This window comes from Sphingopyxis sp. DBS4 (assembly GCF_024628865.1).
Classification (GTDB): domain Bacteria; phylum Pseudomonadota; class Alphaproteobacteria; order Sphingomonadales; family Sphingomonadaceae; genus Sphingopyxis.
Map to the genome: position 1 here is coordinate 446192 of NZ_CP102384.1, position 14663 is coordinate 460854.

Here is a 14663-nt window from a genome sequence, read left to right on the forward strand (position 1 = left end):
GGGGGAGGATGCGCAAATGTTGTGGATGATGTTGCTGCTGGCCGCGCAGGCCGGCGCCCCTGCGGATGGAACGGAAGATCCGCTGCATTTCAGACCGGCAACCGACCCCGGCAGTTGGGTCACGACCGATGATTATCCGATCACGGCGCTGCGCGACACGCATGAAGGCACGACGGGGTTTCGCCTGACGGTCGGTCCCGACGGACTGCCGCGCCGCTGCGAGGTCACCGCGTCGAGCGGCCATGCCGAGCTCGACGATGCAACGTGCCGGCTGGTCATGCAGCGCGCGAGGTTCGAGACGCAGCGCGACGACAAGGGCGTGCGCGTCGGTGGCACCTACGCCAACCGAATCCGCTGGCAGATTCCCGACGATTATCTCGAACGCCTGGCGCAATCGGGTTTCCGGGTCGACGAGGCGCGCCGCGGATTGCCGCGCGCTCCGCTTCCCGACCCCGCCATGGTGACTCTCGATGCGGCCGCCCATTATCCTCCCGCCGCCCTGGCGGCGCGGCAGGAAGGCGATGTCGGCATGATGCTGAGCCTCGATGCCGCCGGCAAGGTGATCCGTTGCGCCGTGACCGAGAGCAGCATGGTCAGGGACCTCGATACCGCGGCTTGCGCCCTGATGCGGAGCGACGGGCGGTTCGAGCCGGCGCTCGACAGCGCGGGGACGCCGGTCAAATCGGAGGTTCCGGCCGTGTTCAGCTGGGTCTTGCCGCGGACAGCGGGCGCGACGGCCGAACCCGCGCACCGGAAATTCCCGCTGTCGAGCCCGATGGCGGCGACGATGACTATTGTCGTCGGTGCGGACGGCATCGCCAGGGATTGCAAATTTTCGGCGACCGGGCTTCCGGTGGGCCTGCCGCTGGAGGGCAATCCCTGTGATATGTTCGGCGGGAGCGTTCGCTACATCCCCTTCACCGATGCCGCCGGCAAGCCGGTCACGCGCCGCGTGACGATGCGGGCGGAAACGATCGTCGAGCCCGAGCCCGGCCGCGGCAGCTCGGTGGAACCATAAGCAAAGTCTGGACGCCGCGCCCGTTTCACCCTATGTTCAGGCATCGGGATGCAATGATCTGCGCTCCCGATCTTTGGAGGGGCGATTCTTGCGGCTGTTGCTGACCCTTTTGGCGTTGCTGACCGGTTTTGCTACGGCAGACCGGGCCGTTGCCGCGCCCGCCGTTCCGATGGCGATGGGGTCGCTGGTGTTGCTCGCCGAAAGCGCGGGCAAGGCCGACGCCGGCGACAGCGACCGTCGCCCTGCCGCCACGACGCCCACGCGCCGCGCGAGCAGCGGTCCCAGCACCGGCAAGCCGCGCAAGGCGCCGCCGCCGCATCTGCCCGGCCTGCTGACCGGCGTCGATCGCGCCCTCGAATAGCCTTTTCCGCCGCCGCCCTTGTCCTGGGCCGCTTCCCTGCGCGCGCGCGGGGATTTTCTTTATAGACCGCGCGGCGCCCATGCCGCCCCGATCGCATCGAAATCCAAGGAAATTCATTATGTTCGGCAGTCTTGCCAAGAGCCTGTTCGGCTCGTCCAACGAGCGTTACGTCAATTCGATCCGCAAGATCGTCGCCAGGATCAACGCCTTCGAGCCCGAGCTCGAAGCCTATAGCGACGAGCAATTGAAGGCGCAGACGCAGAAATTCCGCGACCGGCTCGATGCCGGGGAGACGCTCGACGACGTGCTGCCCGAAGCCTTTGCGACGGTGCGCGAAGCGTCGAAGCGTACGCTCGGCATGCGCCACTTCGACGTCCAGATGATCGGCGGCATCGTCCTCCACCGCGGCGAGATCGCCGAGATGGCGACGGGCGAGGGCAAGACGCTGATGGCGACCTTGCCCTGCTATCTGAACGCGCTGGAAGGCAAGGGTGTCCATGTCGTCACCGTCAACGACTATCTCGCCAAGCGCGACGCCGAATGGATGAGCGCGGTCTATGGCTTCCTGGGCCTGACCACCGGCATCATCGTTCCGAACCTCAACGAGATGCAGCGGCGCGAGGCGTATAACAGCGACATCACCTATGCGACGAACAACGAGCTGGGGTTCGACTATCTGCGCGACAATATGAAGTTCGACCGCGCGCAGATGGTCCACCGCGAATTCAACTTCGGCATCGTCGACGAGGTCGACTCGATCCTGATCGACGAAGCGCGCACGCCGCTGATCATCTCGGGCCCGACGGACGACAAGTCGGAGCTCTACATCCGCGTCAACGAGGTGGTGCACCAGCTCGTCGAGGAGGATTATGAAAAGGACGAGAAGGCGAAATCGATCAGCCTGACCGAGGACGGCACCGAGCATGTCGAGCGATTGCTCGAAGCCGCGGGGCTGCTTCAGGGCAGCAACCTCTACGATATCGAGAACACCCAGGTCGTGCATCACGTCAACCAGGCGCTGAAGGCGATCGTGATGTTCAAGCTCGACACCGATTATATCGTCAAGGACGGCAAGGTCGTCATCATCGACGAATTCACCGGCCGCATGATGGACGGCCGCCGCTGGTCCGACGGCCTGCATCAGGCGGTCGAGGCCAAGGAAGGCGTCCAGATCGAGCCCGAGAACCAGACCCTCGCGTCGATTACCTTCCAGAATTATTTCCGCATGTATCCCAAGCTGTCCGGCATGACCGGCACCGCGGCGACCGAAGCGGCCGAATTCTTCGAAATCTACAAGATGAACGTCGTCACCATCCCGACCAACCGCCCGATCGCGCGGCAGGACGACGAGGATGAATTCTACAAGAATATCACCGACAAGTTCGGCGCGATCGCGCGCACGATCCGCGAGGCGCAGGAGCGCGGCCAGCCCGTGCTCGTCGGCACCGTGTCGATCGAGAAGTCGGAACTCCTCTCCTCCTATCTCGAAAAAGAAGGCGTCGCGCACAGCGTCCTCAACGCGCGCTTCCACGAGAGCGAGGCGCATATCGTCGCGCAGGCGGGGCGCGCGGGCGCGGTGACCATCGCGACGAACATGGCCGGCCGCGGCACCGACATCAAGCTGGGCGGCAGCGAGGAGTTCCGCATCGAGGATGAGCTGAGGGACGTGCCCGAAGGTCCCGAACGCGACGCCGCGATCGCGCGCATCACCGAAGAAGTCGCCGCCGAGCGCGAAGCCGTGCGCGCCGCGGGCGGGCTGTTCGTGCTCGCGACCGAGCGCCATGAAAGCCGCCGCATCGACAACCAGCTCCGTGGCCGTTCGGGGCGTCAGGGCGACCCCGGCCTGTCGAAATTCTATCTCTGCCTCGACGACGATCTGCTCCGCATCTTCGGCCCCGACACGCTCTTTTCCAAGATGATGAACAAGAATCTGGAGGACGGCGAGGCGATCGGGTCGAAATGGCTGTCGAAGGCGATCGAGACCGCGCAGAAGAAGGTCGAGGCGCGCAACTACGACATCCGCAAGCAGGTCGTCGAATATGACAACGTCATGAACGACCAGCGCAAGGTGGTCTATGAACAGCGCGGCGAAATTATCGACAGCGAAACCGTCGATGACGTGATGGCCGAGATGCGGGCTGAGACGGTGAATGCGATCATCGCCGACGCCTGCCCGCCGGGAAGCTATCCCGAGCAATGGGACATCGAGGCGATCAAGGAACGCGTCGCCAATATCCTCGACCTGTCGCCGCCGATCGACGACTGGATGCAGGAAGACGAGCTCGACCCCGAAATCTTCGAAGCGCGGCTGCAGGAGATGGCCGATGCCGCGGCCGCCGGCAAGGCGGCGCAGGTCGATCAGGACACGTGGCACAATGTCGAGAAATCGATCCTGATCCAGACCCTCGACCATCATTGGAAGGACCATCTCTCGACGCTCGACGCGCTGCGCCAGGCGATCTTCCTGCGCGCCTATGCGCAGAAACAGCCGATCAACGAATATAAGCAGGAAGCCTTCGCGCTGTTCGAGCGGATGCTGCAGAACATCCGCGAGGATGTGACGCGCACCGTCGCGCGGATCGATTTCCAGTTCCAGGAGCCCGAGCCCGCGGCGCTGCCCGAACTGCCCGACTTCCTGACCACCCACATCGACCCCTTCACCGGCGAGGACAACAGCGCCGACATCGATGCGGGCGAGTTGGGCGTGATCGCGAACACGCTGCCGCCGATGCAGGCGCCGCGGCCCGACCTGCCCGAAGGGGAAAACCCCTATGCGGCGCTGGAAATCAGCCGCAATGCGCCGTGCCCGTGCGGGTCGGGGCGCAAATACAAGCATTGCCATGGGCAGCTTTGACGGATTCGTACCTGATTCGTCATTGCGAGCGGCGAAGCCGCGCGGCAATCCAGGGTAGGCGCAAACCGCCCTGGATTGCTTCGCTTCGCTCGCAATGACGGAGTGCATGGGCGCACCGGAAGGGAACAATCATGACCAGCCTCGCCGCTTTCTTCGGCCTGACCGCCCTGCTCTATGCCGCGGTCGGGTTCGGCGGCGGGTCGACCTATACCGCGCTGCTGCTGCTCGGCGGCGTCGCGGTCGGGCTGGTTCCGGCGATCAGCCTTGCGTGCAACGTCATCGTCGTTACCGGCGGGACGATCCGCTTCGCGCGCGCCGGGGTGATGCCGTGGGCGAAGGCGCTGCCGCTGATCGCAGTCGCGGCACCGCTTGCCTTTCTCGGCGGGCTGACCCCGGTCAAGCAGGGGCTGCTCGTCCTGCTCCTCGGCCTGTCGCTGCTCGCCTCCGCGCTGGCGCTGATGTTCCAGCCGCAGGCGGCGAAGCCCGTCGCGCTTCCTGCAAAGCTGTTGCTGCCGATCGCGGCGGGGATTGGCTATTTGGCTGGTGTCGTCGGCATCGGCGGCGGTATCTTCCTCGCGCCGATCCTCCACCTCATCCGCTGGGCCGAGGCGCGCTCGGTCGCCGCGACCGCGAGCCTGTTCATCCTCGTCAACAGCCTGTTCGGGCTGACCGGCCAGCTCATCAAGGGCAAGGGCGGGGCGATGCTTCACGCGGTTGCGGGGCACTGGCCGCTGCTGGTCGCGGTGCTGATCGGTGGTGCGATCGGCACGCAGCTTGCGGTCCGCGCCGGCGGCGCGACCCTGATCCGGCGGCTGACCGCGCTGCTCGTCGGGTTCGTGGGGGTGCGGCTGTTGTTCGGGTTTTGAACTTTCATCTCGGCGCGACGAGCCGGGGTGGGCTCATTATTTTCAATGTTCTAGGGCTCTTGCCTTCCCGCGCGGCGGTGCTAGCATCCTCTCCATAAGCTTGACGGCCGCGTAGCCAGACAAGCGACGCAGCAGGCAGGAATGAAGGGGCCGCGCACGCCCGGATCATCGCGCGCGGCCGGACCGTTGGCATGTTGCGTGGAAAGGGCTGGGGCATTTCCTTCTTCGACGAGATGACGGGCCATGCGGACGCCGGACAGGCGGGCGAGGTCCGATCGCCCTACCGCGACTATCACGACTGGTTCGCCAACGAGGACGCGGCGCGCATCCAGCGCAAGACGCAGCAGGCCGAGGCCTTTTTCCGCACTACCGGCATCACCTTCAACGTTTATGGACAGGATGAGGCCGACGAGCGGCTGATCCCCTTCGACGTCGTGCCGCGCATCATCTCGGCGGGCGAATGGCGGCGGCTGTCGCGCGGGATCGAGCAAAGGGTGCGGGCGCTCAACGCCTTCCTCCACGACATTTATCACCGGCAGGAGATTTTGCGCGCCGGGCGCGTGCCGACCGAACTGATCGCGCGCAACGAGGCGTTTCTGCCGATGATGATGGGGATGGACCCGCCGGGCGGCGTCTATACCCATATCAGCGGCATCGACATCGTGCGCACCGGCGCCGACGAATTTTATGTGCTCGAGGATAATGCCCGCACCCCGTCGGGCGTCTCCTACATGCTCGAAAACCGCGAGACGATGCTCCAGATGTTCCCCGAGCTGTTCGCGCGGATTTCGGTGCGCGAGGTGAGCGATTATCCGCTCAACCTGCTCAAATCGCTGTCGGCCTGCGCGCCGCCGCTATGCGCGGGCACGCCCACGGTCGCGGTGCTGACCCCCGGCATCCACAACAGCGCCTATTTCGAGCACAGCTTCCTCGCCGACCAGATGGGCGCCGAACTGGTCGAGGGGCATGATCTGCGCGTCGTCGCCGGGCGCGTGCAGATGCGGACGACGCAGGGCTATCGTCCGATCGACGTTCTCTATCGCCGCGTCGACGACGATTTCCTCGACCCGCTCAATTTCCGGCCCGACTCGCTGCTCGGCGTGCCCGGCATCTGGGACGTCTATCGCGCCGGCGGCATCACCATCGCCAATGCGCCGGGGACGGGGATCGCCGACGACAAGGCGCTCTACAGCTATATGCCCGACATCATCGAATTTTATACGGGCGAGAAAGCGCTGCTCCCCAATGTGCCGACGTGGCGCTGTTCGGACGTGGAGCATCTCAAGGAAGTACTCGACCGATTGCCCGAACTGGTGGTGAAGGAAGTGCATGGTTCGGGCGGCTATGGGATGCTCGTCGGGCCGACCGCGAGCAAGAAGGAGATCGCCGCGTTCCGAGGGAAGCTGGAGGCCAACCCGGCGAACTATATCGCGCAGCCGACGCTGTCGCTGTCGACCGGGCCGATCTTCACCAGGGCGGGGCTGGCACCGCGCCACGTCGACCTGCGTCCCTTCGTGCTGATGTCGCCGCAGGGGATCATCATCACGCCAGGCGGGCTGATGCGCGTCGCGATGACCCGGGGATCGCTGGTGGTCAATTCGAGCCAGGGCGGCGGGACCAAGGATACCTGGGTGCTGGAGGATTGATGGGGATGGCGGTCATCTCGCATGCGCGCTGTGCCCCCCTCCCGCAGGCGGGAGGGGCAGCGAGACTTGCGAGCTTGCTCGCTAGTCGCAGCGGGGTGGGCAGTGTCGCACCGCCGCTTGCCCACCCCGCTGCGGCTAGGCAGCAAGCTGCCAAGCCTCGCTGCCCCTCCCGCTTGCGAGAGGGGATGGAGGCGCGCCCATGCTAGGCAAGACCGCCGGCAGCCTCTACTGGATGGCGCGCTATCTGGAGCGGAGCGAGAACAACGCCCGCCTGATCGACGCGGGATTCCGCATCGCGCTGACGCGGTCGAACACCGCCAAGGCCGAATGGCGGTCGGTGCTGGTGACCGCGGGGCAGGACGTGCGGTTCGGGCAGGTGCATGGCGATGACTATGCCTCGCAACGCGTCGTCGACTTCATGCTACGCGACCCGGCCAATCCGTCGAGCATCCTGTCGGTCATCAAGCAGGCGCGCGACAACGCCCGCACCGCGCGCACCCACTTGACCCGCGAGGTGTGGGAAGCGGTCAATACGAGCTGGATGACGTTGGGCGCGCTCTTGAAGCGACAGGTGCGTGAGGATGATCTGCCCGACGTGCTCGCCGCGATCCGGCGCCAGAACGGGCAGGTACGCGGGGCGCTGAACGGGACGATGCTGCGTAACGACGGCTTTCACTTCGCGCAGCTCGGCACCTTCCTCGAGCGCGCCGACAACATCGCGCGCATCCTCGACGTCAAATATTATCTGCTGTTGCCGTCGGTCGCGCATATCGGCGGCTCGATCGACAATGTGCAGTGGGAGACGATCCTGCGCTCGGTGTCGGCGCACCGCGCCTATCGCTGGCTTTATGGGGCGGAGATCAGCGCGCTGAAGATCGCCGAATTCCTGATCCTCTATCGCCAGCTTCCGCGCAGCCTGGCCTTTTGCTGCGAGCGGGTGGAGGAGCATCTGGGGCGGATCCAGCAAGGCTATGACGAAGAGACCGAGGCGGGACGGATGGCCGCGGCGCTGTGCCGCGACCGGCTGTCGGCGCCGATCCAGGCGATCTTCGACGGCGGGCTGCACGAATATCTGAGCGGCTTCCTCGGCGCCACCGGAGCGCTCGCGCGCCAGGTCGAGCGCGATTACCGGTTCGTGGAGTGACGATGCGACTGCGCGTAGATCATAGCACCCATTATCAATTCGACGGTCATGTCGCCTATGCGCTCCAGCAGCTTCGCCTGACGCCGAAGGAGCGGCCGGGACAGCAGCTCATCCACGGCTGGACGATCGCGATCGAAGGAGGCGAGCGGCAGCTTCATTATGCCGATCATCACGGCAATGGCGTCGATCTGGTGTCGGTCGAGGGCGGCGTGCGCGAACTGACGATCCGTTGCACCGGCGAGGTCGAGCTGGTGACGTGGGACGGGGTGATCGGGCCGCATCGCGGCGTGATGCCGCTGTGGACCTTCCTTCGCCCGACCCCGCTGACGCGCGCGGGACGCGGGGTGCGCGCGCTGACGGCACAACTGGGGCGCGATTTCGCGTCGGATATCGAACGCGCCCATGCGCTGTCGGTGCTGATCCTCGGCAAATTGCCCTGGCGCACCGGGGTCACCGATGCCGAGACGACTGCCGAGCAGGCGCTGGCGGGCGAGGGCGGCGTCTGCCAGGATCACAGTCATATCTTCATCGCCGCGATGCGCCATCTCGGTCACCCGGCGCGCTATGTCTCGGGCTATCTGATGATGAACGACCGCACGCAGCAGGATGCAACCCACGCCTGGGCCGAGGCCTATTTCGAGCATATCGGCTGGATCGGCTTCGACGTGAGCAACGGCCATTCGCCCGACCAGCGCTATATCCGCGTCGCCACGGGGCTCGATTATCGCGATGCCGCCCCGGTTCGCGGCATGCGCTATGGCGCGGCGGAGGAAAATCTGGTTGTCCAGTTGCAGGTCCAGCAATAAGCGGACGGGAACCGGGCGGGGGAAAACGGGATTCGATGACTTATTGCGTTGGTATGCGGCTCAACAAGGGGCTGGTGTTCATGTCGGACACCCGCACCAATGCGGGCGTCGACGACATTTCGCAGGTCCGCAAGATGCGAAGCTGGCATGTGCCGGGCGAGCGGGTCATCACGCTGATGTCGGCGGGCAATCTCGCGACGACGCAGGCGGTGGTCAGCCTGCTCGACGAGCGCACCAAGGCGCCCGAAGACCGGCATCCGTCGATCCTCGCCGCACCGTCGATGTTCCAGGTCGCGACGATCATCGGCGAGACGCTGCGCGGCATCGTCACCCGCTACGGCGTCGAGGGGCCGGCGGCGGAATCGATCTTCCGTGCCTCGCTGATCGTCGGCGGCCAGATCAAGGGCAGCGAGCCGCGCCTGTTCATGATCTATCCCGAGGGGAATTTCATCGAATCGGGCGAGGACAATCCCTTCTTCCAGATCGGCGAAACCAAATATGGGCGGCCGATGATCGTGCGCTCCTACGATCCGGTGATGTCGTTCGAGGATGCGGTGAAATTGCTGTGTGTCTCGTTCGATTCGACGATTCAGGCGAACGCCGGGGTCGATCTGCCGATCGACCTCAAGGTCCACGAGCGCGACGATTTCGTAAGCGTTCGCGAACGGCGGTTCAAGCGCGACGACCCCTATTATCAGAGCGTCGCCGACGGCTGGGCCGAAGCGCTGGGGATCGCGCTGGCGGAACTGCCGGACTTTCATTTCTAGGTCCCCCTCCCGCTTGCGGGAGGGGTTAGGGGAGGGCGTGTAGCTCTTCCGCCCCTTGACTTAAAACAGGCCCTCCCCCGACCCCTCCCGCAAGCGGGAGGGGAGCATTACCTGTTCTTCCGCCCCTCGATCAGCCCGTCCACCAGGCTGGGGTCGGCCAGCGTCGAGGTATCCCCCAGCGACCCGAAGTCATTCTCCGCGATCTTGCGCAAAATCCGCCGCATGATCTTGCCCGACCGCGTCTTGGGCAGCGCGGGGGTCAGGTGGATATGGTCGGGGGTCGCGATCGGGCCGATTTCGGTGCGGACCTGCTGCTTGAGCGCGGCGGCGACCGCATCGGTCGGCTCCACCCCGGCGTTCAAGGTGACATAGGCGTAGATGCCCTGGCCCTTGATGTCGTGCGGGAAGCCGACGACCGCGGCCTCGGCGACGAGGTCGTGGAGGACGAGCGCGCTTTCGACCTCGGCGGTGCCCATGCGGTGGCCCGAGACGTTGATGACGTCGTCGACGCGTCCGGTGATCCGCCAATAGCCGTCGCCGTCGCGGCGGCAGCCGTCGCCGGTGAAATATTTGCCCTTGTAGGTCGAAAAATAGGTCGCGGCGAAGCGGTCGTGATCGCCATAGAGCGTGCGCGCCTGCCCCGGCCAGCTATGCGTGATGCAGAGATTGCCCTCGGCCGCGCCGCCGCTCTGTTCGTCGGCGAGCACCACGCCCTCGGCATCGACGAGCTGCGGGCGGACCCCGAAAAAGGGGCGTCCGGCGCTTCCCGGCTGCATCGCGTGCGCGCCGGGCAGGGTGGTGATCATGATGCCGCCGGTTTCGGTCTGCCACCAGGTGTCGACGACGGGAACGCGGCCCTTGCCGACGGTCTGATGATACCAGCGCCACGCTTCGGGATTGATCGGCTCGCCGACGCTGCCGAGCAGGCGGATGGAAGAAAGGTCGTGCCGCGTCACATAATCGTCGCCCTCGCGCATCAGCGCGCGGATCGCGGTCGGCGCGGTGTAGAGGATATTCACCTTGTGCTTGTCGACGATCCGCCAGAAACGGTCGTGGTCGGGATAGTTGGGCACGCCCTCGAACATCAGGCTCGTCGCGCCGTTCTGAAGCGGGCCATAAACGACGTAGCTGTGGCCGGTGACCCAGCCGATATCGGCCGAGCACCAGAAAATCTCGCCCGGCCGATAGTCGAAGCCGTAGAAGAAAGTCGAGGCGACCCACACCGCATAGCCGCCGACGGTGTGGAGCACGCCCTTGGGCTTGCCGGTCGAGCCCGAGGTGTAGAGGATGAACAGCGGGTCTTCGGCGTCCATCGGCTCGCACGGGCACTCGGCGCCGACGTCGGCCGACAGCGCGTCGTACCAATGGTCGCGGCCTTCTTTCATCGCGACGTCGCCGCCGGTGTGGGCGATGACGAGCACCGCCTTCACATCGACGCGTTCGAGCGCCTTGTCGACATTGGCCTTGAGCGGGATGGTCTTGCCGCCACGCAGCCCCTCGTCGGCGCAGATCACCCAGTCGCTGGCGCAATCCTCGATCCGCCCATGGATCGCCTCGGGCGAGAAGCCGCCGAAGATCACGCTATGGACCGCGCCGATCCGCGCGCAGGCGAGCATCGCCACCGCGCCTTCGGGGATCATCGGCATATAGATGGTGACCCGGTCGCCCTTCCGGACGCCCATCTTCTTGAGCGTGTTCGCGAAGCGGATGACGTCGGCGAGCAGCGCGGCATAGCTGATGTGGCGCGTCTCGCCGTCGGGGGCGTCGGGCTCGAAGATGATCGCGGTACGGTCGCCATGTCCGGCGGCGACGTGGCGGTCGATGGCATTATGGCAAAGGTTGAGGACGCCGTCCTCATACCATTTGATGTCGACCGGATCGAAGGACCAGCCGGCAATTTTCGTCGGCGGCGTCACCCAGTCGAGGCGCTTCGCCTGTTCGGCCCAGAAGGCGTCGGGATCGGCGATGCTCTGCGCATAGAGCCGATCGTAATCGGCGGCGGTGCAATGGGTGTTCGCGGCGGCGTCGGCGGGAACGGGAACGAAGGGTTCGGACGGAGGCAATTCGGACGACACGGCGACTCTCCCAATGGGCTTTGCTTTGCTCGCTTGAGTCGATAACCCGCGAGCCGCAAACTGCAAGGCGCGAAGGCGCCGAAGAAGGGACATGCTATGCTTCAACTGGGCCAGGAGACCGGGCGAATCCTCGACGCGCTGGGCGTGGACCGCACGGCGTGGAGCGACGGATCGATGCCGGCGCTGACGCCGCTGACTGGCGAGCAGATCGGGATGGTGCGCGTCGTCGACGCTGCCGATGTCGATGCGGCGCTGAATCAGGCGGTCGCTGCGTTCCGTGCCTGGCGCGCGGTTCCGGCGCCGCGCCGCGGCGAATTGGTGCGACTGTTCGGCGAGGAACTGCGCGCTGCGAAGGACGATCTTGCCGCGCTGGTGACGATCGAGGCAGGCAAGATTCCGTCCGAAGGCGCGGGCGAGGTGCAGGAGATGATCGACATCTGCGACTTTGCGGTCGGGCTGTCGCGCCAGCTTTACGGCCTGACCATCGCGACCGAGCGACCGGGGCATCGGATGATGGAGGTTTGGCACCCGCTTGGCGTCGTCGGGGTGATTTCGGCGTTCAATTTCCCGGTCGCGGTATGGGCGTGGAACGCGGCGCTGGCGCTGGTGTGCGGCAATAGCGTCGTGTGGAAGCCGTCGGAAAAGACGCCGCTGACCGCGCTCGCCGTGCAAGCGATCTTCGCGCGCGCGGCGACGCGGTTCGGCGACGCGCCCGCAGGCCTGTCGCAGCTTTTGATCGGCGGGCGCGAGGCGGGTGAAGCGCTGGTCGACGATCCGCGCGTCGCGCTGGTGTCGGCGACCGGGTCGACGCGGATGGGGCGCGCCGTCGCACCACGCCTCGCCCAGCGCTTCGCACGCGCGATCCTCGAACTCGGCGGCAACAACGGCGTGATCGTCGCGCCCTCGGCCGATCTCGACCTTGCGCTGCGCGGCGTGGCGTTCGGGGCGATGGGGACGGCGGGACAGCGTTGCACGACGACGCGGCGGTTGTTCCTGCATGACAGCATCTATGATGATTTCGTCGCGCGGCTGAAGGCGGCCTATGCCAGCGTCGCGGTCGGCAACCCGCTGGAGGGCGAGGTGCTTGTCGGACCGCTGATCGATCGCGCCGCCTTCGAGATGATGCAGGAGGCGCTGGCCGCCGCGAAGGCGGTGGGCGGCATCGTGCACGGTGGTGAGCGCGTGGGCGAAGGCGCGAGCTTCTATGTCCGCCCCGCGCTGATCGAGATGCCGGGGCAGGTCGGGCCGGTACTGGAGGAGACGTTCGCGCCGATCCTCTACGTCATGCGCTATGATGATCTCGACGCGGTGATCGCCCAGCATAATGCGGTCGCGGCGGGGCTGTCGTCGGCGATCTTCACCACCGACCTGCGCGAGGCCGAACGCTTCCTCGCGGCGAGCGACTGCGGCATCGCCAACGTCAATCTGGGAACGAGCGGAGCCGAGATCGGCGGCGCCTTCGGCGGCGAGAAGGAGACGGGCGGCGGGCGCGAAAGCGGGTCGGACGCGTGGCGCCAATATATGCGCCGCGCGACGAACACGGTGAATTATTCGGACGCGCTGCCGCTGGCGCAGGGGGTTTCGTTCGACCTCTAGCTCCCCTCCCGCAAGCGGGAGGGGAGAGGCTCAGGATCGCCACCCATAGCCTTCATCGAGCGCGACAATTTCCCCACTCGTCCCCACCGGCTCCGCCTTCCCATCGGTCAGGAACGCCAGCGTCCCAGCGTCGCTCACGTCCACGTGCGCCAGGGTGCGCTTGCCCTCGGGCGTGCGCGCCACGACGACGCCGGCCTTCGGCGCGCCGTCGCGTCCGTAAAAGACCGTGTAGCTCTCGATCGTCGCCGGCCCCGCATACTCCTCGGCCAGTTCGGGCACGGGGCCGCGCTTTTCCTCGGCTTCGGCCTGATAGTCGAAATCCTGCGGAAAGCTCGCCGCCGCGATCGGCCGGTTCCCCAGCACGATGCAATGATTGTCGGTCGCGAAACCGCCGTTGGCGAAGAGGAAGCCGTAGCGGCCTTCGCCCCGCAGCTTTTGGACCATCGAGACGACGGCGTGGCTCATATAATTGGCGATCGGGCCGCCGCCGAAGGTCAGGCCGCCGAAGACTGTCGCGGGGTGGTCCGACGGCCAGTCGAGGATGCGGCGCGCCATCTTCGGCACGCATGGGAAGCAGCTGTAAAGCTCGACGCAGTCGAAATCCTGGGCGGTCATGGCATTGAGCGCGAGCGTCCGCGTGATCGACGTCTCCATGCTGACGCTGCCGTCGTAGCGGTCGCGGCGGAGGATGCTCGCGGGTTCCTTCGCCGCGGCGCCCATGCCGACATAGATGAGGCGATCCTCGGCGATGCCGCGGCGGCGCGCTTCGGCGAGGCTGGCGACGAGAAAACCCGCGCCCTGGTTCACCGACGAATTGGCGACCATCAGCTTCGAATAGGGAAAGGCGATCGGGCGGTTACGCTCGTCGACGCGGAGGATGTCGGCGGGCGAGGCAGGCTTCCTGATCCACGCGCCGGAATTTGCGGCCGCGACCTCGGAAAAGCGCGACCAGATTTCGGCGCTTTCGAACTGTGCGTCCTCAAGGCTCTGTTCCCATGCCGCGCGGGTCGCATTCTCGTAGAGCGGATAGACGTCGACCGGCGCCGAAAGCCCATGCTTCTGCGCGTAATTGGGCTCGCGACGCGTCGCGACCTGACGCACCGCGTTATAGCTCTTGTCCTCGCCGCTCGCGGCTTTGGCGGCGCGGCCCGCAGCGGTGCGCAGCGCTTCTCCGCCGACGACCGCCGCCAGTTTGACCTCGCCCGCGCCGATGCGGTTCGCCGCTTCGTTGAGCAGGCGCACCGGCGTGTCGCCGTGCGGAGCAGCGGACTGATAGCTGATCGCGGGACTGGCGCCGATCGCCGCCGCCAGCGGTTCGCAGAGCTTGCCGAGATGGTGGAAGCTGATCTGGTCGACGATCGCGAGGCTGTCGATCTCGGCGAGCGGTACGCCTGCGTCCTCGGCGGCTACTTTGAGCGCCGCGACCATCAGCCCGAGCGAATCGAGCCCCTGATCGGGATCGTCGGGGCGGTCATTGACCTGCCCGACGCCGATGATGACGGGAATGCGCTCGGGATCGGTCATCGCCAT

11 protein-coding genes are annotated in these 14663 nt (G+C 66.0%); 9 read left to right on the forward strand and 2 right to left on the reverse strand.

Annotated elements, in window-relative coordinates; all coding sequences use genetic code 11:
* The first annotated feature begins 16 nt into the window (after window positions 1-16).
* The 8 genes from NP825_RS02160 to NP825_RS02195 all read left to right on the forward strand — a co-directional run bounded on the left by NP825_RS02160 (window position 17) and on the right by NP825_RS02195 (window position 9462).
* Window positions 17-1018, forward strand: a complete 1002-nt coding sequence (locus tag NP825_RS02160; RefSeq protein WP_257548022.1) for a TonB family protein — start codon at window positions 17-19, stop codon at window positions 1016-1018.
* An 88-nt stretch (window positions 1019-1106) separates the two neighbouring features.
* Entirely contained in the window at window positions 1107-1379 is a 273-nt protein-coding gene (locus NP825_RS02165; protein WP_257548023.1) for a hypothetical protein, read from the forward strand.
* Between the two features lie 118 nt (window positions 1380-1497).
* Window positions 1498-4233 (forward strand): preprotein translocase subunit SecA, encoded by a 2736-nt coding sequence (secA, locus tag NP825_RS02170; RefSeq protein WP_257548024.1) that lies wholly within the window; start codon window positions 1498-1500, stop codon window positions 4231-4233.
* Window positions 4234-4364: 131 nt separating this feature from the next.
* Complete coding sequence (locus NP825_RS02175) at window positions 4365-5099, forward strand: sulfite exporter TauE/SafE family protein (RefSeq protein ID WP_257548025.1); 735 nt, start codon at window positions 4365-4367, stop codon at window positions 5097-5099.
* A gap of 191 nt (window positions 5100-5290) precedes the next feature.
* Window positions 5291-6745 (forward strand): circularly permuted type 2 ATP-grasp protein, encoded by a 1455-nt coding sequence (locus tag NP825_RS02180; protein WP_374046518.1) that lies wholly within the window; start codon window positions 5291-5293, stop codon window positions 6743-6745.
* Window positions 6746-6944: 199 nt separating this feature from the next.
* A complete protein-coding gene (locus NP825_RS02185) occupies window positions 6945-7889 on the forward strand; it encodes an alpha-E domain-containing protein (protein WP_257548027.1) in 945 nt (314 codons plus the stop codon).
* Window positions 7890-7891: 2 nt separating this feature from the next.
* Window positions 7892-8695, forward strand: a complete 804-nt coding sequence (locus NP825_RS02190; RefSeq protein WP_257548030.1) for a transglutaminase family protein — start codon at window positions 7892-7894, stop codon at window positions 8693-8695.
* Window positions 8696-8730: 35 nt separating this feature from the next.
* Entirely contained in the window at window positions 8731-9462 is a 732-nt protein-coding gene (locus NP825_RS02195; RefSeq protein WP_257548033.1) for a peptidase, read from the forward strand.
* A gap of 107 nt (window positions 9463-9569) precedes the next feature.
* Here NP825_RS02195 and acs read toward each other — a convergent pair whose 3' ends face one another.
* On the reverse strand, window positions 9570-11537 hold the full coding sequence (gene acs, locus NP825_RS02200) for an acetate--CoA ligase (RefSeq protein WP_257548035.1): 1968 nt from the start codon (window positions 11535-11537) through the stop codon (window positions 9570-9572).
* Between the two features lie 96 nt (window positions 11538-11633).
* Between acs and NP825_RS02205 the strand changes: the two genes are divergently transcribed.
* Window positions 11634-13133, forward strand: a complete 1500-nt coding sequence (locus NP825_RS02205; RefSeq protein ID WP_257548036.1) for an aldehyde dehydrogenase family protein — start codon at window positions 11634-11636, stop codon at window positions 13131-13133.
* 30 nt (window positions 13134-13163) lie between these two features.
* On the opposite strand, the gene NP825_RS02210 is transcribed toward NP825_RS02205, so the two are convergent.
* On the reverse strand, window positions 13164-14663 hold the full coding sequence (locus tag NP825_RS02210) for an acetyl-CoA acetyltransferase (RefSeq protein WP_257548037.1): 1500 nt from the start codon (window positions 14661-14663) through the stop codon (window positions 13164-13166).

Bases quoted from the DNA above. Each gene is read 5' to 3' on its own strand.
- NP825_RS02160 (WP_257548022.1), top strand. From the start codon at position 17: ATGTTGTGGATGATGTTGCTGCTGGCCGCGCAGGCCGGCGCCCCTGCG.
- secA (WP_257548024.1), top strand. From the start codon at position 1,498: ATGTTCGGCAGTCTTGCCAAGAGCCTGTTCGGCTCGTCCAACGAGCGT.
- NP825_RS02175 (WP_257548025.1), top strand. From the start codon at position 4,365: ATGACCAGCCTCGCCGCTTTCTTCGGCCTGACCGCCCTGCTCTATGCC.
- NP825_RS02180 (WP_374046518.1), top strand. From the start codon at position 5,291: ATGTTGCGTGGAAAGGGCTGGGGCATTTCCTTCTTCGACGAGATGACG.
- NP825_RS02185 (WP_257548027.1), top strand. From the start codon at position 6,945: ATGCTAGGCAAGACCGCCGGCAGCCTCTACTGGATGGCGCGCTATCTG.
- NP825_RS02190 (WP_257548030.1), top strand. From the start codon at position 7,892: ATGCGACTGCGCGTAGATCATAGCACCCATTATCAATTCGACGGTCAT.
- NP825_RS02195 (WP_257548033.1), top strand. From the start codon at position 8,731: ATGACTTATTGCGTTGGTATGCGGCTCAACAAGGGGCTGGTGTTCATG.
- NP825_RS02205 (WP_257548036.1), top strand. From the start codon at position 11,634: ATGCTTCAACTGGGCCAGGAGACCGGGCGAATCCTCGACGCGCTGGGC.
- NP825_RS02210 (WP_257548037.1), bottom strand. From the start codon at position 14,663: ATGGCGATGACCGATCCCGAGCGCATTCCCGTCATCATCGGCGTCGGG.